This window comes from Amycolatopsis sp. NPDC048633 (assembly GCF_040650695.1).
In the GTDB taxonomy this organism is placed as follows: Bacteria; Actinomycetota; Actinomycetes; order Mycobacteriales; family Pseudonocardiaceae; genus Amycolatopsis.
The window spans coordinates 68,797-89,476 of record NZ_JBEZHS010000030.1 but is presented as its reverse complement, the minus strand read 5'-3'; the positions used below and the strand labels follow the sequence as shown (position 1 = coordinate 89,476).

Below are 20,680 nucleotides of genomic sequence, written 5' to 3'. Positions count from 1 at the left end.
CCGTAGAGTTGGCCAGGTGAGCATGGTCCTACTTGCCGAAGACGATCCGGCCATCGCCGAACCGCTCTCCCGCGCCCTCGAACGTGAGGGATACGAGATCCACGTCGTCACCGACGGCCCTTCGGTGCTCGACGCCACCGCCGCCCAGAAAGTCGACCTGCTCGTGCTGGATCTCGGGCTGCCCGGCATGGACGGTCTCGAGGTCTGCCGGCGGCTCCGGGCGAACGGCACCGAGCTGCCCGTCCTGATGCTCACCGCGCGCACCGACGAGGTCGACTTCGTCGTGGGCCTGGACGCGGGCGCGGACGACTACGTCGCCAAGCCGTTCCGGCTCGCCGAGCTGCTCGCCCGGATCCGCGCGCTGCTGCGCCGCCGGGTGCCGGAGGTGCTCGAAGCCGGCGGGGTGCGGATGGACCTCGGCGCCCGGCTCGTGACCGTCGACCTGCACGAGGTGCAGCTGGCGAACAAGGAGTTCGAGCTGCTGCGCGTGCTGATGACCCGCGCCGGGCAGGTCGTCAGCCGCGACGAGATCCTCGCCGAGGTGTGGAACGACCTCGAGTCGAAGACGTCCAAGACGCTCGACATGCACATGTCGTGGCTGCGGCGGAAGCTCGCCATCGCCGCCGACGAGGCCGCCGGCCGCACCAGCAAGACCCACGACGGCGAGCGGCGGATCGCGACCGTCCGCGGCGTCGGCTTCCGCTTCAACGCCGAATAAGCCGTGCGCCGTCGCATCCTGCTGGCCATCCTGCTGGCCGTCGCGGTCACCGCGGCGGTGCTCGGCATCCCGCTGGGCATCGTGGCGAGCTGGCAGATCGAGTCGAGCTACCGCGAGACGCTCGCCGAGAACGCCCGCGCGGCCGCGGCGATCCTCGACACCGAGATCGCCAACGGCCAGGAGATCGACCTCGACCAGGTGCGCGCGGCGGTCCCGGCGAACGGGCTGCTGACCGTGCAGGCCCGCGGGCAGCAGGAGAAGCGCTACGGCAACGACCCGGGCATCGACACCGTCACCGAGACAGCCGACCTCGCGCGCGACGGCAAGGTCGAGATCGCCGTCCCGGCCGGCCCGATGCACGAGCGGCAGACGACCGTGACGCTGGTCGTGCTCCTGCTGGTGCTTCTGTCGGTCGGCACCGGCGCGGTGGTGGCGATCGCGACCGCGCGGCGGCTGGCGAAGCCGTTGCGGCACGTCGCCGAACGCGCGTCCCGGCTCGGCGGCGGCGACTTCCGGCCCGACTCGGCCCGCTACGGCGTCGGCGAGCTCGACATGGTCGCCGAGGCGCTGGACGCGTCCGGCACCGCGCTCGCCCAGCTCGTGCAGCGGGAACGCCAGCTCGTCGGCGACGTCTCGCACCAGCTGCGCAGTCGGCTGACGGCGTTGCAGCTGCGGCTCGAACCGCTCACCGTGCACCCGGACGAAGAGGTGGCCGACGAGTCGAAGGCCGCCCAGGAACAGGCCGACCGGCTCGCCGAGGCCCTCGACGAGCTGCTGGCGGCGGCGCGCGCGGCCCGCGAGGTCGGCGCGGAACCGGTGGACCTGCCGACGCGGCTACCCGAAATGTCACAGGAGTGGCGCGAGCTGCTTCGCTCGGAGGGACGCAACCTGCGGATGCGCGTGGCCGACGGCCTGATGGCGCGGGCCACGCCCGGCCGGCTCCGCGAGGTCATCGGCGTCCTGCTGGACAACGCGCTGCGCCATGGTTCGGGCACGGTCACGGTGGCCGCCCGCCGCGGCGACGCCGAGGGCACGGTGGTGATCGAGGTCAGCGACACGGGGTCGGGCGTGCCGGACGAGCTGGCCCCGCACATCTTCGAGCGCGGCTTCTCCGGCGGCGGCTCGACGGGCGTCGGGCTGGCGCTGGCCCGGGCGCTGGTGGAGGCGGACGGCGGACGCCTGGAGCTGTCGAACCGGCGGCCGGCCGTGTTCAGCCTCTTCTTGAAGGTGCCGCGGCCGAGCGATGTTCCCGAAGTGCGCTGGCCCGCCGAGCGCGTCCCGCGTTAGACGTCGGCGGTACCGGATTCGCTGCGGCTACGGCAATCCGTTCCGGGGAAGCGCTTTCGGCTGCCCGCCCGCTGGTCGTGCCCGGGTGGGAAGGCGTGCGGCTGCGCGCCCTCCCACCCGGGCGATCAGATCAATCCTTCACGCAGCGCGTACGCCACCGCGTGCGAACGGTTGCGCAGCTGGAACCGGTTGGTCACGTCGTGCAGGATGCTCTTCACCGTCCGCTGCGAATAACACAGCTCGTCGGCGATCTCCTGCGTCGAATACCCCGCCGCGACGAGTCGGAGCACCTCGGTCTCCCGGTCGCTCATCCCGCCCAGGTGCAGGCCGTGCGGCTGGAGCACCTGGCGCTGCAGGCGGGAAACCCGGTTCAGCAGCCGGCCGAGCAGGTCGGGCGGCAGTGCGCCCTCCCCGGCCGCGGCCGCCTTGATCAGCCGGACGAGCACCTCCGGCCCGGCGTCGGCGCGGCGGGCGACCGCGCAGACGCCGTGCTCGACGGCGTTGAGGATCTCGTTGTCGTCGACTTCGCCCGCGACCAGCACGATGCGGGTGAAGCCCTGGTGGTGCAGCGCGGACAGCAGCTGGGTCATCGTTTCGTCGAGCCGGTCGGCGACCAGCAGGGCAACCGTGGCCGGGTCGCCCGTCTCCGTCTCCACCACCCGGACCTCGGCACGCGAACGCAGCGCCATGCAGACGCCGTCGTGCAGGATCGGATCGGTGGCGCGAACCGCCACCGGCGTCCTGTCGGATTCGAACATCGTCACCCATTCCCCTCGAACGGTGCGAGAGTTCCACCCCTCACCCTGACCAGAGTGCCCGCCTGAGTGTCCCGGGCGCATGGGACCGGCGTCCCGATGTTGCCCGCCCGGCTGCCCGTCAGGACCGGCCGAGACCCGCGTCCCGCGCCCGGACGATCGCTTCGGCGCGGTCGGCGACGTGCAGCTTGGCGAAGACGTTCGAAATGTGGTTACGCACGGTCTTGGGGCTCAGGCACAGGGTGTTCGCGATGACGCTGTTGCTGTGCCCGGCCGCGATCAGCGACAGGACCTCACGCTCGCGCACGGTCAGCTCCGGGAACACCGGCTCGCTCGCGGGCGGCGGCTGGTTGAAGAAGCCGAGCACGCGGTTCGCGATGTCGGGGCCGAAGATGGCTTCGCGGCGCGCGACCGCTTGCACCGCGCGGATGATCTCGTCCGGCTCGGCGTCCTTGAGCAGGTAGCCGCGGGCACCGGCGCGCATCGCCGCGAAGACCGACTCGCTTTCGTCGGCCATCGTCAGCATCAGCACGCCGGTGTCCGGGCTCACGGCCGCGATGTGCCGGGTCGCCTGGATCCCGGACAGGTCGGGCAGGTGCAGGTCCATGACCACGACGTCCGGGCGCAGCGCACCCGCGGCGTCGATCGCCGCGGCGCCGCTGGCGGCCTCGCCGACGATCTCGATCCCGGGTTCGGCGTCCAGCAGCGTGCACACGCCGAACCGGAACAGCGGGTGGTCGTCCACGACGAGGACGCGCAGGCCCTTGGCCATCCGGTCACCTCCCCGCCGTCACCCCCGGTAATGGTAGGGGAACGCGGCCGCATTCTCACGCGCCCAATCGGCGAACGTCAGGGGCGGCCGCCCGAGCAGCCGCTCGACGGTGTCGAAGACGACGTGTTCGCGCGCGGCGGACTCCCGCTTCAGGGCGAAGAAGCCGTCGACGGCTTCGGCGGGCCAGCCGTACATCCGCATCATGCGTTCGCGCGCGGCGCTTTCGGGCTCTTCGACGTACTTCACCGGACGGCCGACGGCGTCGGCGAGCGCGGCGACCTGTTGTTCGGTGGTGAGGGCTTCGCCGCCGGTGAGCTCGTACGTCGCGCCTTCGTGCTCGGACGTCGTGAGGGCGAGCGTCGCGACCGCGGCGATGTCCCGGACGTGGACGAGCGCGGACGCCGGGTCGCCTTCGGGGACGTACACGGCGTTCTCGTCGCGGATGGTTTGGCGCCAGGCGAACCGGTTGTCCATGAACGCGCCGGGCCGCAGGATCGTCCACGCCGGCCCGGCTTCGCGGACCGCCTGCTCGGCTTCGGCGTGGGCGCGGGTGATCGGATCCGTCTGTCCGAAGTGGACACCGGTGGTGGACAGCTTGACGAGGTGGGTGGCGCCGGCTCGGGCGGCGGCCTGCGCGACCGCCTGTTCGCGGCCGGCGCTGTGGCCCTGGGTCAGCACGAACACGCGGTCCGCGCCGTCGAGGAGCGCGGGCAGGTCCGCGGTGTCGAGGTCGGCTTGGACGACTTCGGCGCGCGGATCGATGCGGCCAAGGCCCGCGTCGCGGGTCAGGGCGCGGACGGCGGCGCCGGCGTCGAGCAGGGCGGGGACGAGGGCGCGGCCGACCTTGCCGGTGGCGCCGAGGACGAAGATCATCGGGATTCTCCTGTCTTGAGGGGGACGTGCGGGAGCGCGAACGCCGTGACGAGGGCGAGCGCGAGCACGGGCAGCAGGGCGAGGAAGACGCCGTGGGTGCCGGCGTTGTAGGCGAAGCCGAGCGCGACCGGGCCGAGAGCCGAGCCGAGCGCGCGGGCTAGGTTGACGCCGGCGGCGACCGCGCCGCGGTCCGCGTGCGGTGCGGTGTTCTGCGTGGCCAGGGCGAGGACCTGCAGGTTCAGTCCGGCCGCGAGACCGAAGACGACCAGACAGGCCAGGACCCAGGGCAGCTCGTCGAGCGTGGTCAGGCCGAGCACCGCGAGCAGGCCGAGCGCCATGCTCAGCCGTGGCGCCCAGCGGTAGGCGCCGGTGCGGGCGATGACCTTGCTCGCGACGACTGAGGAAAGCGACACGGCGAGCGTCATCGGAACCAGCCGCAGCCCGCCTTCCGCCGGGCCGGCGTCGGCCTGCAGGAGGACCGCGACGTAGTTGATCGAGCCGAGGAACGCGAACCCGGCGAGCACGCTGAGCACGACGGACACGGTGAACGTGCGGTCGTTGAAGAGACGTAGTGGCAGCACGGGCGCTTCGGCTTTTCGTTCGACGAAGACGAACGCGACGGCCGCCACCGCGCCGAGGCCGATCGACCACGGCGTGAGCAGCGTGAACCCGGTGATCGCCCCGCCGAGCAGGACTACGCCGGCGAAGTCGAAGGGCGCGTCCCGTCGTCGTCTCGGCGGGTCGAGGGTCTTGAGGAGAGCGACGGCGACGAGTCCGAGCGGCAGGTTGACCAGGAAGATCGACCGCCACCCGGCGACCCCGGTGAGCACGCCACCGACGACCGGCCCGGCGAGCGAAGCGACGGCGAAGCAGATCGAGAACCACCCGAAGTACTTCGCGCCTTCGCGAGGCGTGAACATCTCGCCGAGCGAAGCGCCGACGGAGACGAAGAGCCCTCCGGAGCCGGCGCCCTGCAGAACCCGGCCCACGATGAGCGCGGCGGCCGACGGCGCCAGGCCGCAGGCGAGCGAACCGAGCAGGAACAGGGCGAGCGCGCCCAGGAGCACGCGTTTGCGGCCGAAGACGTCGCCGAGCTTGCCGTAGAGGGGAGCGGTGACGCTCCCGGCGAGCAGGTAGGCGGTGGTGACCCAGGCGTAGGACCCGGTCCCGCCGAACTCGGCGGTGATCCGGGGGAGCGCGGTGGCGACGACCTGGGCGTCGAGCATCGCGAGGAAGACGGACAGGAACAGCCCGGCAAGGGCCGGCTTTTGGGCGCGTTTCAGCGCGGTGGTGCTCAAGAAAGGTCCTTGTTTCGTCAGAAGGGACGAGAGATGCGGACGCGCTGAGGACGCGTCCCGTCGAGTCGGGAAAAGGCTCCATCGTCACCCGCGGACGGGTGCGACCTCTTCGCGCTCGGAAACCACCTCGAATCGTCCCGCTCGCCCGGCCGAACCCGGACGGCGTCCTCACGAAGGAACACTGACGACGATGACTGTAGACAACTACATGTCAGAAGACAAGTAGTTCCCGGAAGTCACGTGCCCAGACCCGGAACTCGCGTGATCGGGGCCGGAACTCGGCTCAGCGCAGGCGGGTCACGTCGCCGTTGTCGCGCCGGCGCTCGCCGAGCTCGTCCGGGAAGACCCACTTCTTGAAGCCCCAGAAGCGGAAGAACATCGCCAGCAGCATGCCGATGATCGACCCGCTCGCGAAGTCCGCGACCTCCTGCACCAGCCGCGTCACGTGCGGGACCTCCAGGTCCAGCACGTACCGCGAGACGTACAGCGGGATCAGGTTCACCACGACCGCGATGCCGCTGATCACGAAGAACAGCGCGGCTTCGTGCGACCGCTCCCGGCCGCCGCGGGTGCGGAACGACCACTCGCGGTTCAGGATGTACGACACGATCGTCGCGACGATGATCGCGATCGCCTTCGCCGTGGTCGGCTTCGACTCCAGCACCGACAGCTTCAGGAAGTACCAGACGCCGTTGTCGACCAGGAACGTCGTGCCACCCACGATCGCGAACTTCAGCAGCTCCCGGTGCTTGATCAGCACCGAACGCAGTGGCTCCGGCGTCCGCTTGAGCACGGTTTCCACAACGGTCACACCGTGCAGTCTAGAAGCACACCGCGTTGACCTGTGGTTCAGGCGGCCTTGCGGTCCTGAATGTCCGGATCGTCCGCGACCTGGACCACGCAACGCGCGTCCTCTTCCGGGAAGACCCACTTCTTGAACGCCCACCACCGGAACACCGTGCCGAGCAGCGTGCCGATGACGATTCCGCTGACGAAGTCGGCCACCTCGACGCCGAACGCCGTCAGGTGCGGCGCCTGGAGGTCCAGCACGTACCGCGAGAACCACTGCGGGAGCGCATTCAGGCCCAGTGCGATGCCGCTGATCAGGAAGAACAACGCGGCTTCGTGCGACCGCTCGCGGCCGCCGCGGGTGCGGAACGACCACTCGCGGTTGGCGACGTAGGAAAAAATCGTCGCGACGAGGACGCCGACGATCAGCGCCGTCACCGGGTGGGTCCGCAGCACGGTGAACTTCAAGCCGTAGTTGACGGACATCGTGATCACGAAGCTGATCCCGCCGACAACGGCGAAGCGGAGGAGCTCGCGATGCTTTTTCAGCAGCTCGCGCACCGCGCGGACGCTACCCGGTCAGCCAGCCGAATCCCCTCTCGGGGGTGACGGTCGGCCGCTGGTCGCCCGGCTTGCCGGTGGGGCGTGGCGGCGCGCTCGTCGTGGTCGTCGACGTCGGCGGTTCGGTCGTGGGCTTGGTCTCCGTCGTCGTCGCCGGCGGGGTGGATGACGGCTTCGTCGGCTTCGTCGGTGTCGGCTTGGTGGGCGTGGTCGACGGCGTGGTCGTCGGCAGCGGGTCGTGGCCGCACCAGTGGTGGTAGCAGCCGAAGTCCACGGTCACCGGCTCCGCCGACGCCTTGCCGAGCTTCGCGGTGATCGTCACGCGCCCGTCGTCGGGACGGCCCTTCAGCCGCACCCACAGGTTCACGTGCTGGCCGGGCGCCAGCGCGCTCTTCGTCGTGCAGGTCGCGCCGTCGCCGGACGGCGCGCACGGGAAGCCGCGCAGGCTCCACCACTGCCACAGCGGGTGGTCGAAGGTGACGGTGACCGGCTTGGTCGTCTCGCCGGTGTTGCGGACCCGCACGTAGACCAGCGGGTTGCGGGTCCACGGGAACGCCGAGAGCCCGTCACCCTGCGCCTCCAGGACCACTGCTTCCGGCGGCAGCTTCACGGTGACCTTGACGCTCACCGCGACGTTGATCTGCACGCCGGCGGTGACCGAGCCGGTCACCGTGCCGCCTTGGGCGTCGTCGTCGGCTTGCAGGCGGAAGTTCAGCGTCGCGCTCTGGCCGGGCTGGAGGCCGGCGCCGGTCTTGCACGTCACCACGCCTTCGCCGCCCGGGCAGTTCACCGAGATCGGGCCGCCGTCCTGCGCGAACGCCATCGGCGCACCGCCACCGGCGGCGTCGACCGCGCGCACGCCCGGCGGCAGCTTCAGCGCGGCGGCCACCGGTTCGGACAGAGTGCCGCCGTCGTTGCGGACGGTGATCGGCAGGTTCATCGCGGTGCCGGGGCTCAGCTCGAGCCCGCCCGGAGGGGTGGTCGCGGACACCGACGGCGGCGCCGGGGCCGGTGGTGCGGGCGGCTGCGGGGCCGGTGGTGCGGGCGGCTCGACCGGCGGGGGAGCCGGCTCGACGGGCGGGGCCGCCGGAGGTGCCGGCGGCTGCGGTGCCGCCGGCGGGGCCGGCGGTGCGGGCTTCGGCGCCGGCGGCTCGACCGGCTGGACCACCGGCGGCGGCACCTGGGCCGCGACGGGGATCTCCTGCGCCCCGCCGCCGGCGGTGAGCGCGATGACGACGGCCGCGACGACCGCCGTGCCGGAGGCGGCGACCCCGGCGAACTGGCGGGGTCCCGCGGCGGCGGCCCCCGCGGCCGCGCCGGCCTTGCCCCCGGCCGCGGCGGCACCGGCGGCAGCCGCACCGGCGGCCGCGGCGGTGGCCGCGCTCGCCTTCGCGGCACCGATGGTCGCGAGGTAGCCGAGCGCCGCGCCACCCAGGACGATCGGGGCGATGATCGCGCGCAGCCCGCCGTTGACGTCGGCGAGCTCCGCGGCCAGCGCCCGGCAGTTGTCGCATTCGTCGAGGTGGTTCTCGACCTGGGCGCGTTCCCGCTTGGACAGCCCGTCGCGGGTCCACGCGCCGAGCCGCTCGGCGCAGGCGCGGCAGCGTTCCTCTTCGTTCTCCTGCAGGTGGACCTGCAGATACGCCTGGCGCAGCCCTTCGCGGGCGCGGTAGGCGAGCGCGGAGACGCCGTTCGCGGTCAACCCCAGCAGCGGCGCGACCTCGGCGGGGCTCTGCTGCTCGATCTCGGTGTGCCAGAGCACCGCCTGCCAGCGTTCGGGCAGCCGCGCGAACGCCTTGGCGGCCATCGTCCGCTCGAGCCCGGCGACGGCGGTGTCGGAGAACGGCACCGTCAGCGCCTCGGCCGAGACGTCGGCCATGTCCTCGTTGAGGTCGACCCGGCGTTCCTTGCGGGTGCGGTCGTACGCGGTGTGACGCAGCGCCGTCAGCAGGTATGCCCGGAAGGCTGTGTCCGGCCCCTTGCCGCCACGCAGCGTGTCCAGCACCTTGGCGAACGCCTCGGACACCAGGTCGTCGGCTTCCGAGCTCGAACGGGCCAGCTGACGAGCGAGGTTGTGCGCCGCGCCGGTGTGGCGCTCGTAAAGCGGCCCATACGACTCGATCTTCCCGGCGCGAACCTCGGCGATCAGCTCGGCGTCACTCTTTCCGCTGAGATCGGCGGGAACGGTGGACACGGCACTCCTCGGTCGGCTAGGGCCAGGACCTGCCATTACAGGCGGGCCCGCGGCGCGAGACAAGTGTGACTGACCCACCCCGAGCCGTCACGTCGTGGTGGGGGTGTTGACTCCGTCGGCGGAGCGAAATCACCCGACTCCGGGTGGCGCCGTGGAAAAGCTTCTTAACAAAACTCGCGAGTACGCGTCACGGGGTCCGGCGAGGCACGTCCTCACCGTGAAGCACTGAGCAAGATCGACACGGACCGGATGAAAGGGGCAGGTGGCCTGTGGACGTTCCGGCTACGCGCTCCGGCCCTGGTGACGCCCCGCTCGCCGACCGCGCCCTGCGCACGCTGCGTGCCCGCTGGCGCACGGCCAGCTTGGCCGCCGGCTGGCGGTTCCCGAGCGACTGGGCGCTGCCCGAGGTCGACGCCGTCTGCGCGGCCGTGATGGCCAAAGGCCGCGTCGAAGCCGCCGAAACCGCGCTGGCCGGGCTGGCCCGCGCCCGGGCGGCGGCCGGCGCCGGGCTCGCGGAAACCCTCGCCGACCTGGCCGCGCTGCACGCGGTGTTCGACCACGGCGGCGACGGGTTCGTCTCGCCGGACGTCGACGCCACACCGGCGCGGCTGCTCCGGACCACCGCACTGGCCTGGGCCGACGTCGCCACCGACCAGCTCGTGCACACCGAGGTCACCGACCCGCTGACCGGGCTGCCTTCGGCCGCGTACCTGCGCACCCGGCTCTACGAGGTCTACCGGGCCGCCGCCGCGCGTGAACGGCCGGCCGCCGAGGACCACGTGCTGCTGGTCGTCTCGCTCGACCTCAGCACGGTCACCGGGTTCCCGCGGCTGACCGGGATGATCCTGGTCGCGGACGCGCTGCGGGCGGTCTTCGACAGCGGGCAGAGCGTCGCTTCGCTGGGGACGTCCGTCGTGGCCGCGCTGGTCCCGAAGGACGAGAAGGTCGCTTCGCACGGCGTCGCGCTGCGAAGGGCTTTGCACGAACGGCTTTCCGTCGATTCGCAGCTGGCGGACGCCGGCCGGCCCCGGGTGTCCGCGGTGCGCCTGCCCGCCACCCACGAACTGGCCTGCGACCTGCTGGCCCACCTCGCCCGGGCGTAGAACACGGGAAAAGTCCGGCTCCGCCAGGACCCTTCTGACCCGGGATCCGGGCGGTCATGATTTCCTGGTGAGGTGACCCGGACTGTAACCACCGACGTCGACGGCGCAGTCGCGGCCAGATCGCACCACCGCCTGGCCCTGCGGAAGTCACTCGCCCGGCTGTTCGTCCGCCCGCGGTCGATCTTGATCCTCGCGGTGATTCCGCTGGTCGCGATCGGGTACGGCATCTACGGCTGGCAGCACGACTGGGTGCTGGGGGTCGACAGCGCGGTCTACCGGGCCGGCGCGCTCACGCTCCTGCACGGCGACTCCCTCTACGACGCCAACACGCTGGCGCCCGAGCCGTGGTGGGCGCTGCTGCCGTTCACCTACCCGCCGACGGCCGCGCTGATCTTCGTGCCGCTCGCCGCGTTCCCGACACAGATCTCCTGGGGCCTGATCACCGCCGTCTCGCTGGCCGCGATGGCGCTGTCCATCCGGATCGCGATCGGCGCGCTGCCCCGCCCGGCCGCCGACGGGCCGCGCTGGTGGGCCTCGCCCGCCCGCTCGACCATCGTGTTCTTCCTGGTCTTCCTCGGCCTCGAGCCGGTGTGGCGGACGATCTTCCTCGGCCAGATCAACCTGATCCTGATGGCCATGATCCTGCTGGACATGCTGGTCATCGGCGCGCGCGGGAGCCGCTGGGGCGGCGTCCTGGTCGGCGTCGCGGCGGCGATCAAGCTGACGCCGCTGGTCTTCCTCGGGCACCTGTTCATCACCGGCCGCCGCAAGGACGCGCTGCGCGGCCTCGCGACGTTCATCGTCCTCCAGGGCCTGATGTTCCTCATCAACGCCCACGACGCGGCCAAGTACTGGACCATCACGCTGCCGGACACCGGCCGGATCGGGCCGGTGCACTGGGCGGGCAACCAGTCGCTGAACGCGCTGATGAACCGCGCCACCGACCTCGCGCCGTGGGCGTCGAAGGCGGCGATGGGCATCGGGTTGCTGCTCGCGATCCCGGCGCTGTGGCTGCTCATGCGGTTCCACCGCAAGGGCCAGGCGCTGGCCGCGGTGCTGGTCACGGCGTTCTGGACGCTGCTGATCTCGCCGATCTCGTGGACCCACCACTGGGTCTGGGTGGTCCCGCTGATCGTGCTGCTGGTGTCGCGGCTGCCGAAGACCACCCCGGCGACGGCGTGGAAGCGCTGGGCCGGGACGTTCCTGGTGGCGTTCGTGTTCCTCAGCTGCGTGCTGCTGATCTTGCCGAACGGCCGCAACGTCGAGCTGCACTGGAAGGTGTGGCAGAACATCCTGGGCGACGCGTACATCCTGATGCCGGTGGTGCTGGCCGCGGCGCTGGTCCTGCGCTGGGGCCTGCAGCGGCGGGCCCGGAAGAAGGCCGCTCCGGACGAGCATGTCGACGTCACGACCGGCGTCTGAGGCGCGCACCGGCCGGGTGCTCGCGGGGGTTCTCGCGCTTGCTGTGCTCGCGCTCGGCGTGGTCGTCTGGCTGGCCGGGTGGCACCTCGGCGCGGACAGCGCCGTGTACCGCGCCGGGGCCCTGACGCTGCTGCACGGCGACCCGCTCTACACGCGGGACGTGCTGACCGCGCTGCCGGACTGGGTGCGCCTGCCGTTCACCTACACGCCGGCCGCCGCGCCGCTGTTCCTGCCGCTTGCGCTGGTGCCGTCCGGCCTGGTCTGGGGCGTGATCGCGTTTTTGTCGGTGGTCGCCCTTATGGTCGTGATCACGGTGGTTTCGTCGTCGCCGGGGCGTTCCCAGCAGCTTTGGGTGAAAAGCTGGTGGGCGCTGCCGGCGGGAACGGCCATCGCTCTGGCGCTGGAACCGGTGTGGAAGACGCTGTTCCTGGGCCAGATCAACTTGATACTGATGGCGTTCGTGGTGCTGGACGTCCTGGTGCTTTCGGCGCGTGGATCGCGCTTCGCGGGCGTCCTGATCGGCGTCGCGGCGGCGATCAAGCTGACCCCGCTGATCTTCGTGCCGCACCTGTTCTTCACGGGAAGGTGGAAGGACGGGTTGCGGGCCCTGGGCACGTTCGTGGCGCTCGAAGCGGTGATGTTCGCGGTCATCCCGGTCGACGCGGCGCGGTTCTGGCGGGATTCGGCGACCGACCCGAGCCGGGTCGGGTCGGTGCACTGGATCTTCAACCAGTCGCTCAACGGGCTGGTCAACCGGGCCACCCACCTCGCGCCCTGGTCGCTGGCGGTGGCGGTCGGGGTGGCGGCGGTGCTCGCCGTGCCCGCGGTGTGGCTGGTCGTGCGGCTGCACCGGCGCGGTGAGGACGCCGCGGCCCTGCTCGTGACGGCGTTCTACGGGCTGCTGCTGTCCCCGGTGTCGTGGTCGCACCACTGGGTGTGGGCGGTGCCGTTGCTCACGCTGCTGGTGGTCAAGGGGTGGCGGTGGGCCGCGGCGGCGGTCGCGGTGCTGTTCGCCTCGCAGATCGTGATGCTGGTGCCCAACGGCGGCGACACGGAGTTCGGCTGGGGCCTGGGCTGGTCGGTCCTCGGCAACGTCTACGTCCTCGCGGCGGCGGCCGGGATCCTCGGCCTCGCGGCGCGTGAGCTACGTCTGGTCCGGCGGTCACCGCAGGTCGTCACCGTTTGACAATCCGGCCGAAAGCAGGCGGAACGGTCCGGAACCGGCCCGCTCAACCGCACCTTCCGCCGTGACTGCCGGTCGGATTGTCAAGAATCGGCACAGTAGGCTGAGCGGGCTATGGACAAACACACCGGTCTGCCCGTCGTGGGCATGGTGGGCGGCGGTCAGCTGGCCCGGATGACCCACCAGGCGGCGATCTCCCTCGGCCAGTCCCTGCGCGTGCTCGCAGCGGGGGAGAACGAAGCCGCGGGGCTCGTCGCGGGCGACGTCACGCTGGGGCACCACACCGACCTCGACGCGCTGCGGAAGTTCGCGGCCTCGGTCGACGTGCTCACGTTCGACCACGAGCACGTGCCGGGCGAGCACCTGCTGACGCTGGCGATGGAGGGCTACCTCATCCGGCCGGCGCCGTCGGCGCTGGGCTTCGCGCAGAACAAGCTGGTGATGCGCGAGATGATGGCGGGCCTCGGCGTGCCGGGCCCCGCCTTCGCCGAAGTGTCCACTGTGGACGATGTGGTGAAGTTCGGCGGCGAGCACGGCTGGCCGGTGGTGCTCAAGGCGTCGTCCGGCGGGTACGACGGCCGCGGCGTCTGGATGCTGGACACCGCGCGGCACGCCCGCGAGACCGTGCCGGAGCTGCTGGAAGCGGGCACTCCGCTGCTGGTCGAGGAGAAGGTGGCGATGCGGCGGGAGCTGGCCGCGCTCGTCGCCCGCTCGCCCTTCGGCCAGGGCGCGGCGTATCCGGTGGTCGAGACGGTGCAGGCCGGCGGCATCAACACCGAGGTGCTGGCCCCGGCGCCGGGGCTCGCTCCGGAGCGCGTGCACGAGGCGCAGGACCTGGCGCTGCGGATCGCGTCGACGCTGGACGTCACCGGGCTGCTCGCGGTCGAGCTGTTCGAGACGGACACCGGGCTGCTGGTGAACGAGCTGGCGATGCGCCCGCACAACTCCGGGCACTGGACCATGGACGGCGCGCGCACGTCGCAGTTCGAGCAGCACCTGCGGGCGGTGCTCGACTACCCGCTGGGCCGGACGGACCTGGTCGCGCCGGCGTGCGTGATGGCGAACGTGCTGGGCGCGGACGTCCTGCCCGAAATGGGGCCGGACGAGCGGCTGCACCACCTGTTCGCGCGGTACCCGGAGGTGCGGGTGCACCTCTACGGCAAGCAGGAGCGGCCGGGGCGCAAGCTCGGGCACGTCAACTTCACCGGCGAGCGCATGGACGACCTGCGCAACCGCGCGCTGCTGGCGGCGCACTGGCTGTCCCACGCCGTCTGGCTCGACGGCTACGAAATCCACTAGGAGATCAGGTATGGCGCCGCAGGTGGGCGTGATCATGGGCAGCGACTCGGACTGGCCGACCCTGGAGGCGGCCGGTGCGGCGCTGGACGAGTTCGGCGTCGAGTACGAGGTCGGCGTCTACTCGGCGCACCGCACGCCGCAGCGCATGCTGGACTACGCCACGTCGGCGGTGGCCCGCGGCATCCGCGTGATCATCGCGGGCGCGGGCGGCGCGGCGCACCTGCCGGGCATGGTCGCCTCGGCGACGGTGCTGCCGGTGATCGGCGTGCCGGTCCCGCTGAAGTACCTGGACGGCCTGGACTCGCTGCTGTCGATCGTCCAGATGCCGGCGGGTGTCCCGGTGGCCACGGTCTCGGTGGGCGGCGCGCGCAACGCGGGCCTGCTGGCGGTCCGCATCCTGGCGGCGTCGGACGAGGGCCTGCGCTCGAAGATGGCGACGTTCCAGCGCGACTTGGAGAAGCTGGTCCTGGACAAGGACGCGGCCCTGCGCGCGAAGACCGGCCACTAGCGGTCACCACGGCACGGTCTTGCCCTCGCGGTCCAGGAACTCGAGGCCGGGGCGGTCCCGCTTCGCGAGCAGGACGTCGACCACCTTGGGGACGGTTTCCTCCATGGTGAACGGCGCGTCCGGCCCGCCCAGGGCCGTGCGGATCCAGCCCGGTGCCACGAGGAGCAGTGCGCGCCCGGTCTCGGACTGCCGCGCCGCGAAGCTGCGCATCAGCATGTTCAGCGCCGCTTTGCTGCCGCGGTAGACCTCGCGCGAGCCGGCCGTGTTGTTCGTGATGCTGCCCTGCCCGGAGGACATCGCGCCGATGAGCCCGTCGGTGGGCACGAGGTCCTGGAGCGCTTCGATGACGCGCATCGGGCTGAGCGCGTTGGTGACCATGACGTCGACGAAGTCGGCGGTCGGCACCTCGCCGATCGGAGTCGCCGGGTTGTTCGTGGTGCCCGCGTTGACGAAGAGCACGTCGAGCCGGCGGCCGGCGAGCCGTTCGTGCAGGGGCGGCAGCTGGTCGGGCTCGGTGATGTCGAGGTGCTCGACCTCGACCCGGCCGTCCGACGCGGCCGCGAGGTCGTGCAGGGGCGTCCGGGCGGCCGGGTCGCGGACCGTGCCGATCACGTGCCACCCGCGGGCGGCGAGCTCGGCGGCGATCGCGTGACCGAGTCCGCGCGACGCCCCGACGATGAGGGCGGTCTCCATGGGTTGTTCCCTTCGGTCGGTTGCGCTCCGAGTCTGTGCGCTCGACCGTCGGTCGCGCCCGTCCGTGACGCCGATTTGTAGGATTGCCTCGACGAGAGGAGCGTCGATGGCCGAATCCGTCGCCACGCAGCTCGACGATGTGCGTCTCATCCGGGCGCTCCAGGTCGCGCCGCGGGCTTCGTTCGCTTCGATCGCAGCCGTGCTCGGCGTCACCGAAAACGCGGTCGGCCGTCGCTATCGGCGGCTTCGGGCCGAGGGCGTCATCCGGGTCGCCGGCATCGTCGACCCGGGGGCGCTGGGCCAGAGCAAGTGGCTGGTGCGGCTGCGGTGCCGTCCCGGCAGCGTCGCGGCGATCGCCGACGCGCTCGCGAAGCGCGACGACGTCAGCTGGGTGGGGCTCTGCGCCGGGGGCTCCGAGATCGGGTTCGCGATCCGGTCCCGGACCCGGGAGGAGCGCGACGACCTGCTCGGTCAGCAGCTGCCGCGGACCGCCGCCGTCCTCGACATCCACGCGTCCGCGATGCTCCGCCAGTTCCTCGGCGGCCGCGGTCACTACTGGGCCGCGTTGGCGGGCACGCTGACCCCGGAGCAGGAGTCGATGCTCGGGAGCGAGGGGACGCCGTTCACGGAAGCCCCGGTCGTGGCCCGCGAGCCCGTGCCGCTCACCGCCGAGGACGAGAAGCTGCTCGACGTCCTGGCCGCGGACGGCCGCGCCGCCCTGGTCGACCTCGCCGCGGCGGCCGGCCTGACGCCCGGCCGGGCGTCGCGCCGCCTGGAGACGCTGGTCCGGCGGCGCGTCGTCCACATCGACGTCGAGATCGCGGCCGCGGCGCTGGGCTACCACGCGCGGGCGAACCTCTGGCTGCGCGTGCACCCGTCGGCGGTCAAGGACGTCGGGCGCCGGCTCGCGCAGGAGCCGGAAATCGGCTTCGTCGCGGCGGTTTCCGGGCCGCACAACCTCCACGCCGTCGCGCACTGCCGCGACCTCGACGAGCTGTTCGAGTTCACGTCGGACCGGATCGGCTCGCTGCCCGGGCTGCAGAGCTTGGAGGTCTCCCCGCTGCTCAAGCACGTCAAGCAGGCCGGCACGCTCCTGTCCGGCGACCGGCTAGCCGGGCAGGTCGCCGATCAGCTGCTGCCGTAGCTCCCGCTTGAGCACCTTCCCGGCCGCGGACACCGGGATCTGCTCGACCACGTGGATCTCCCGCAACCGCTTGTAGGGCAGCACCTTTTCGTTGACCGCGGCCATCAGCTCGGCCGGGTCGAGCTCGCCGCGGGGCACCACGAACGCGACCGGCAGTTCGCCGACCTCGGTGTCGGGCCGGCCCACCACGGCCGCCGCCGCGACGCCCGGCATCGTGATCAGCAGCTCCTCCAGCTCGCGCGGGAAGACGTTGTACCCCTTGTACAGCAGCATGTCCTTCTTGCGGTCCACGATGGACAGATAGCCGTCCGTGTCGAGGATGCCGACGTCGCCGGTGTGGAGCCAGCCGTCGACCAGTGCGGCCGCCGTCTCCTCCGGGCGGTTGCGGTAGCCCAGCATGATCTGCGGCCCGCGCAGGCAGACCTCGCCCTTCTCGCCCGCCGGGAGCGGGTCTTCGCCGCCCTCGGCCGGGACGACCTTGACCTCGGTGTCGAAGATCGGCACGCCGACCGAGCCGACCTTGCGGGTGCCCGAGGCGTACGTCGGGGAAATGACCGCGCCCATCGTCGCCTCGGTGAGGCCGTAGCCCTCGCTGACCACCACGCCCGGGAACCGCTCGCGCAGCGCGTTGATCATCGCGTGGTTCATCGGCGCCGCTCCCGAGCCGATCGCGCGCACCGACGACAGGTCCGCCGTGTGGAACGACGGTGTCGCGAGCAGCGCGGCGAACAGCGCGGGCGCGCCGCCGATGCCGGTGATGCGCAGCCGTTCGGCGTCGGCGACGTACGCCGGTGGGTCGAAGCGGGAGTGCAGGACGATCGTCGTGCCGGCGATCACCGCCGCGTTCATCCCGCCGATGATGCCCATCGCGTGGAACCACGGCGTCAGGTTGATCGCGACGCCGGTGCCCAGGCGCGTCGGCCATTCGTCCTGGCTGCCGACCTGGTCGAGGGTGATGTCGCCGTGGGCGTCGAGCGCGGGTACCGAGCCGCTGCCCCAGCACGCGTGCTGCAGGGTGTTGACCACGACGTTGCGGTGGGAGAGCCGCACGCCCTTCGACCGGCCGGTGGTGCCGCCGGTGTAGGCGAGGTGCGCGAGGTCGTCGTGGATCGCTATGTCGGCTTCGGGGCGCGTCTCCGGGTGGCCGGCCTGGAACGCCTCGAACTCGAAGGCGCCCTCGGGCAGGTCGCCGGTGGGGCCGACGACGACGGTGAGCCGCGCCGGGATCCGGTCGGCGACACTTGCCAGCACGCCGGCGACCGGCCCCAAGGTCACGACGGCCACGGCCTCGCAGTCGGCGAGCTGGAAGGCGAGGTCGCCGGGCGGGAGCAGCGGGTTGGCCGGGCTGAAGGTCGCGCCGGCCAGCAGCGTGCCGTAGTAGGCGACCGGGAAGGCCAGGCAGTTCGGCAGGTGCAGCGCCACGACGTCGCCGCGGCCCACGCCCTGCGCCCGCAGCGCGTGGGCGAAGCGGCAGGCCGCGCGGTAGGTCTCGGTGAAGGTGAGGCTGCGGCCGTCGTGGGCGAAGGCGGTCCGGTCACCCCAGCGGGCGGCGCCCGCGGCGATGAGGGAACCGACGGGGACTTCGGGGTAGTCGAGGAAGGCGGGCAAACCGGGCGGCGTCGTCGGCGCGGTGAGCGGCATCACTCGACCGTACGAGTTCTGCGGTCAACGACACAAGGACGAGGGCGGACGCGTGCAGTGAACGAGCGCTAACATCGATGGAACTCTCCCGACGTCGTAGAGAAGGTGACCGGAAGTGACCGACGGCCTGTACCAGCTTGCCGAGGAGCACGAGGAGCTGCGGGCCGCGGTCCGGGCTCTGGCCGAGAAGGAGATCGCGCCGTACGCGGCCGAGGTCGACGAGAACGAGCGCTACCCGATCGAGGCGTACAACGCGCTGGTCAAGTCCGGGTTCAACGCCGTCCACATCGGCGAGGAGTACGACGGCCAGGGCGCGGACGCCGTGGGCGCCTGCATCGTGATCGAAGAGGTCGCGCGGGTCGACGCGTCGGCGTCGCTGATCCCGGCGGTGAACAAGCTCGGCACGCAGCCGATCATCCTGTCCGGCTCGGAGAGCGTGAAGAAGCTGGTGCTCCCGTCGATCGCGTCGGGCGAGGCTTCGGCGTCGTACGCGCTTTCGGAGCGCGAAGCGGGCTCGGACACGGCGTCGATGCGTGCGCGCGCCCGGCTCGACGGCGACCACTGGGTGCTCAACGGCACCAAGTGCTGGATCACCAACGCCGGCGAGTCGTCCTGGTACACGGTGATGGTCGTGACCGACCCGGACGCGGAGAAGAAGGCCAACGGCATCTCGGCGTTCGTCGTGCACAAGGACGACCCGGGCTTCTCGGTGGGCCCGAAGGAGAAGAAGCTCGGCATCAAGGGCTCCCCGACGCGCGAGATCTACTTCGAGAACTGCACGATCCCCGAGGACCGCATCATCGGCGAGCCGGGCACGGGCCTGAAGACGGCGCTGCGGACGCTCGACCACACCCGGCCGACGATCGGCGCACAGGCGCTGGGCATCGCCCAGGGCGCGCTCGACGCGGCGATCGCGTACGTGAAGGACCGCAAGCAGTTCGGCAAGTCGATCGCGGAGTTCCAGGGCGTCCAGTTCATGCTGGCCGACATGGGCACCAAGATCGAGGCGGCCCGCCACCTGGTGTACGCCTCCGCGGCGGCTTCGGAGCGGGGCGACAAGCGCGCCGGGTTCATGGCTTCGGCGGCGAAGACTTACGCGTCCGACATCGCCATGGAGGTGACGACGGACGCCGTTCAGCTGTTCGGCGGCGCCGGCTACACCCGCGACTTCCCGGTGGAGCGCATGATGCGCGACGCGAAGATCACGCAGATCTACGAGGGCACGAACCAGATCCAAAAGGTCGTCATGGCCCGAGCCCTGCTGAAGGGCTAGTCCGGCACTCCGAACTCTGATCGTGAAGGCCCCTGGCACTTCGGTGCCGGGGGCTTTGTCATACCCGTGAGTGGCACTCGATCCATCTCGTGTCACTCGTAGCAGGTCAAGCGCCGGAAGAAAATCACTCACCAGGGGGAGTGTCCGAACAAGTTACTCGCGCGTTAACCCCATCGGTGACGCGGATCACCATCGGTTCACAGAGAGGTGAAACGGATGGGCGCAACGACGCGCAGGTGGCTCACGGCGGCCGTCGCTACGGTGGCGGCGCTGGCACTGGGGGCCGGTACCGGCCAAGCGGCCGTGAAGGAACCCACCGGGCCCGTGCAGCCCAACATCCTCACGGCCGCCCTCTACTCGCTCGGGGCGCCCACCATCGCGCCGCCCGGGGCGAACGACTGGAACTGCAAACCCTCCGACAAGCACCCGAACCCCGTGCTGCTCTCCAACGGGACCACCGCCAACGCCTACGAGAACTGGGCCAACCTCTCCCAGAAGCTCGCCAACGCCGGCTACTGCGTCTTCGCCGGCAACTTCGGCGGCGCGCCCGGGAGCTTCCTGCAGACCGTCGGGCCCGTCGCCGACACCGCGAAAGCGCTTGCCGCCTTCGGGGACAAAGTCCTCCAAGCGACCGGGGCCAAGAAGCTCGACGTCGTCGGGCACTCGCAGGGCGGGATGAACGTCCGGTACTGGATCAAGTACCTCGGCGGCGCCGGCAAGATCAGCCGGCTCGTCGGGCTGTCGCCGTCCAACCACGGGACCGACCTCTTCGGCCTGCTCAGCACCCTCGAAATGATCCCCGGCGTGCCCGCCGCGCTCGGGACCGTCTGCCAGTCGTGCAACGAACAGGCCGTCGGGTCGGACTTCCTCACCGACCTCAACGCCGGGGGCGAAACCGTCGACGGCATCCAGTACACCGTCATCCAGACCCGCTACGACGACGTCGTGACGCCGTACACCAGCGCGTTCCTGGCGCCGAAACCGAACGTCAAGAACATCCTGCTGCAGAACGTCTGCGGGCTCGACTTCACCGACCACCTCGGCATCACCTACGACCCCGTCGCCCAGGGGCTGGTGCTCAACGCGCTCGACCCGGCCCACGCCAAGACGCCGCCCTGCGTGCTGGTGCCGCCCGTGATCAGCGGTGAGATCGGCTGAGCTCCGCCT

General features: G+C 71.4%; 19 protein-coding genes. 10 read left to right on the top strand and 9 right to left on the bottom strand.

Annotation, left to right across the window (positions count from 1 at the left end):
- Nucleotides 1–22: 22 nt before the first annotated feature.
- Both AB0C38_RS37520 and AB0C38_RS37515 read left to right on the top strand, forming a co-directional pair.
- A complete protein-coding gene (locus AB0C38_RS37520; RefSeq protein WP_360682569.1) occupies nucleotides 23–718 on the top strand; it encodes a response regulator transcription factor in 696 nt (231 codons plus the stop codon).
- A gap of 3 nt (nucleotides 719–721) precedes the next feature.
- Nucleotides 722–2,005 (top strand): ATP-binding protein, encoded by a 1,284-nt coding sequence (locus AB0C38_RS37515; protein WP_360682528.1) that lies wholly within the window; start codon nucleotides 722–724, stop codon nucleotides 2,003–2,005.
- 125 nt (nucleotides 2,006–2,130) lie between these two features.
- Here the strand turns inward: AB0C38_RS37515 and AB0C38_RS37510 are convergent, their stop codons facing one another.
- The 7 genes from AB0C38_RS37510 to AB0C38_RS37480 form a co-directional block, all read right to left on the bottom strand.
- Complete coding sequence (locus AB0C38_RS37510; RefSeq protein ID WP_360682568.1) at nucleotides 2,131–2,763, bottom strand: response regulator transcription factor; 633 nt, start codon at nucleotides 2,761–2,763, stop codon at nucleotides 2,131–2,133.
- A 118-nt stretch (nucleotides 2,764–2,881) separates the two neighbouring features.
- Nucleotides 2,882–3,532 carry a response regulator transcription factor gene (locus AB0C38_RS37505; RefSeq protein WP_360682527.1) on the bottom strand — a complete coding sequence of 217 codons (651 nt, stop codon included), beginning with the start codon at nucleotides 3,530–3,532 and terminating at the stop codon, nucleotides 2,882–2,884.
- A gap of 18 nt (nucleotides 3,533–3,550) precedes the next feature.
- The gene (locus AB0C38_RS37500) at nucleotides 3,551–4,405 is read right to left on the bottom strand and encodes an NAD(P)H-binding protein (protein WP_360682526.1); all 855 of its coding nucleotides are present in this window, start codon (nucleotides 4,403–4,405) and stop codon (nucleotides 3,551–3,553) included.
- A complete protein-coding gene (locus AB0C38_RS37495) occupies nucleotides 4,402–5,703 on the bottom strand; it encodes an MFS transporter (protein WP_360682525.1) in 1,302 nt (433 codons plus the stop codon). The genes AB0C38_RS37500 and AB0C38_RS37495 overlap by 4 nt, the downstream gene beginning before the upstream one ends.
- 283 nt (nucleotides 5,704–5,986) lie before the next feature.
- Nucleotides 5,987–6,514, bottom strand: coding sequence for a GtrA family protein (locus tag AB0C38_RS37490; protein WP_360682524.1), 528 nt, complete (start codon nucleotides 6,512–6,514; stop codon nucleotides 5,987–5,989).
- Nucleotides 6,515–6,552: 38 nt separating this feature from the next.
- Nucleotides 6,553–7,053 (bottom strand): GtrA family protein, encoded by a 501-nt coding sequence (locus AB0C38_RS37485; protein ID WP_360682523.1) that lies wholly within the window; start codon nucleotides 7,051–7,053, stop codon nucleotides 6,553–6,555.
- Between the two features lie 10 nt (nucleotides 7,054–7,063).
- Nucleotides 7,064–9,247, bottom strand: a complete 2,184-nt coding sequence (locus AB0C38_RS37480) for a sigma-70 family RNA polymerase sigma factor (protein ID WP_360682522.1) — start codon at nucleotides 9,245–9,247, stop codon at nucleotides 7,064–7,066.
- Nucleotides 9,248–9,516: 269 nt separating this feature from the next.
- On the opposite strand from AB0C38_RS37480, the gene AB0C38_RS37475 reads away from it, so the two are divergent.
- From AB0C38_RS37475 to purE, 5 genes are all read left to right on the top strand, one after another.
- The gene (locus AB0C38_RS37475; RefSeq protein ID WP_360682521.1) at nucleotides 9,517–10,350 is read left to right on the top strand and encodes a GGDEF domain-containing protein; all 834 of its coding nucleotides are present in this window, start codon (nucleotides 9,517–9,519) and stop codon (nucleotides 10,348–10,350) included.
- A 72-nt stretch (nucleotides 10,351–10,422) separates the two neighbouring features.
- Nucleotides 10,423–11,772, top strand: coding sequence for a glycosyltransferase 87 family protein (locus AB0C38_RS37470; RefSeq protein WP_360682520.1), 1,350 nt, complete (start codon nucleotides 10,423–10,425; stop codon nucleotides 11,770–11,772).
- The gene (locus tag AB0C38_RS37465; RefSeq protein ID WP_360682519.1) at nucleotides 11,747–12,958 is read left to right on the top strand and encodes a glycosyltransferase 87 family protein; all 1,212 of its coding nucleotides are present in this window, start codon (nucleotides 11,747–11,749) and stop codon (nucleotides 12,956–12,958) included. Before AB0C38_RS37470 ends, AB0C38_RS37465 begins: the two co-directional genes overlap by 26 nt.
- Before the next feature lie 111 nt (nucleotides 12,959–13,069).
- Entirely contained in the window at nucleotides 13,070–14,254 is a 1,185-nt protein-coding gene (locus AB0C38_RS37460) for a 5-(carboxyamino)imidazole ribonucleotide synthase (RefSeq protein ID WP_360682518.1), read from the top strand.
- 10 nt (nucleotides 14,255–14,264) lie between these two features.
- A complete protein-coding gene (gene purE, locus AB0C38_RS37455; protein WP_360682517.1) occupies nucleotides 14,265–14,762 on the top strand; it encodes a 5-(carboxyamino)imidazole ribonucleotide mutase in 498 nt (165 codons plus the stop codon).
- Nucleotides 14,763–14,765: 3 nt separating this feature from the next.
- On the opposite strand, the gene AB0C38_RS37450 is transcribed toward purE, so the two are convergent.
- A complete protein-coding gene (locus tag AB0C38_RS37450) occupies nucleotides 14,766–15,455 on the bottom strand; it encodes an SDR family NAD(P)-dependent oxidoreductase (protein ID WP_360682516.1) in 690 nt (229 codons plus the stop codon).
- A gap of 106 nt (nucleotides 15,456–15,561) precedes the next feature.
- Here AB0C38_RS37450 and AB0C38_RS37445 point away from each other — a divergent pair, with 106 nt between their 5' ends.
- Nucleotides 15,562–16,599 carry an Lrp/AsnC family transcriptional regulator gene (locus tag AB0C38_RS37445; RefSeq protein ID WP_360682515.1) on the top strand — a complete coding sequence of 346 codons (1,038 nt, stop codon included), beginning with the start codon at nucleotides 15,562–15,564 and terminating at the stop codon, nucleotides 16,597–16,599.
- On the opposite strand, the gene AB0C38_RS37440 is transcribed toward AB0C38_RS37445, so the two are convergent.
- The gene (locus AB0C38_RS37440; protein ID WP_360682514.1) at nucleotides 16,564–18,240 is read right to left on the bottom strand and encodes an AMP-binding protein; all 1,677 of its coding nucleotides are present in this window, start codon (nucleotides 18,238–18,240) and stop codon (nucleotides 16,564–16,566) included. The two genes, AB0C38_RS37445 and AB0C38_RS37440, sit on opposite strands and share 36 nt — an antisense overlap.
- A gap of 115 nt (nucleotides 18,241–18,355) precedes the next feature.
- Between AB0C38_RS37440 and AB0C38_RS37435 the strand changes: the two genes are divergently transcribed.
- Entirely contained in the window at nucleotides 18,356–19,513 is a 1,158-nt protein-coding gene (locus AB0C38_RS37435; RefSeq protein ID WP_329052008.1) for an acyl-CoA dehydrogenase family protein, read from the top strand.
- Between the two features lie 216 nt (nucleotides 19,514–19,729).
- Nucleotides 19,730–20,671 (top strand): alpha/beta fold hydrolase, encoded by a 942-nt coding sequence (locus tag AB0C38_RS37430; RefSeq protein ID WP_360682513.1) that lies wholly within the window; start codon nucleotides 19,730–19,732, stop codon nucleotides 20,669–20,671.
- Nucleotides 20,672–20,680: the final 9 nt, after the last annotated feature.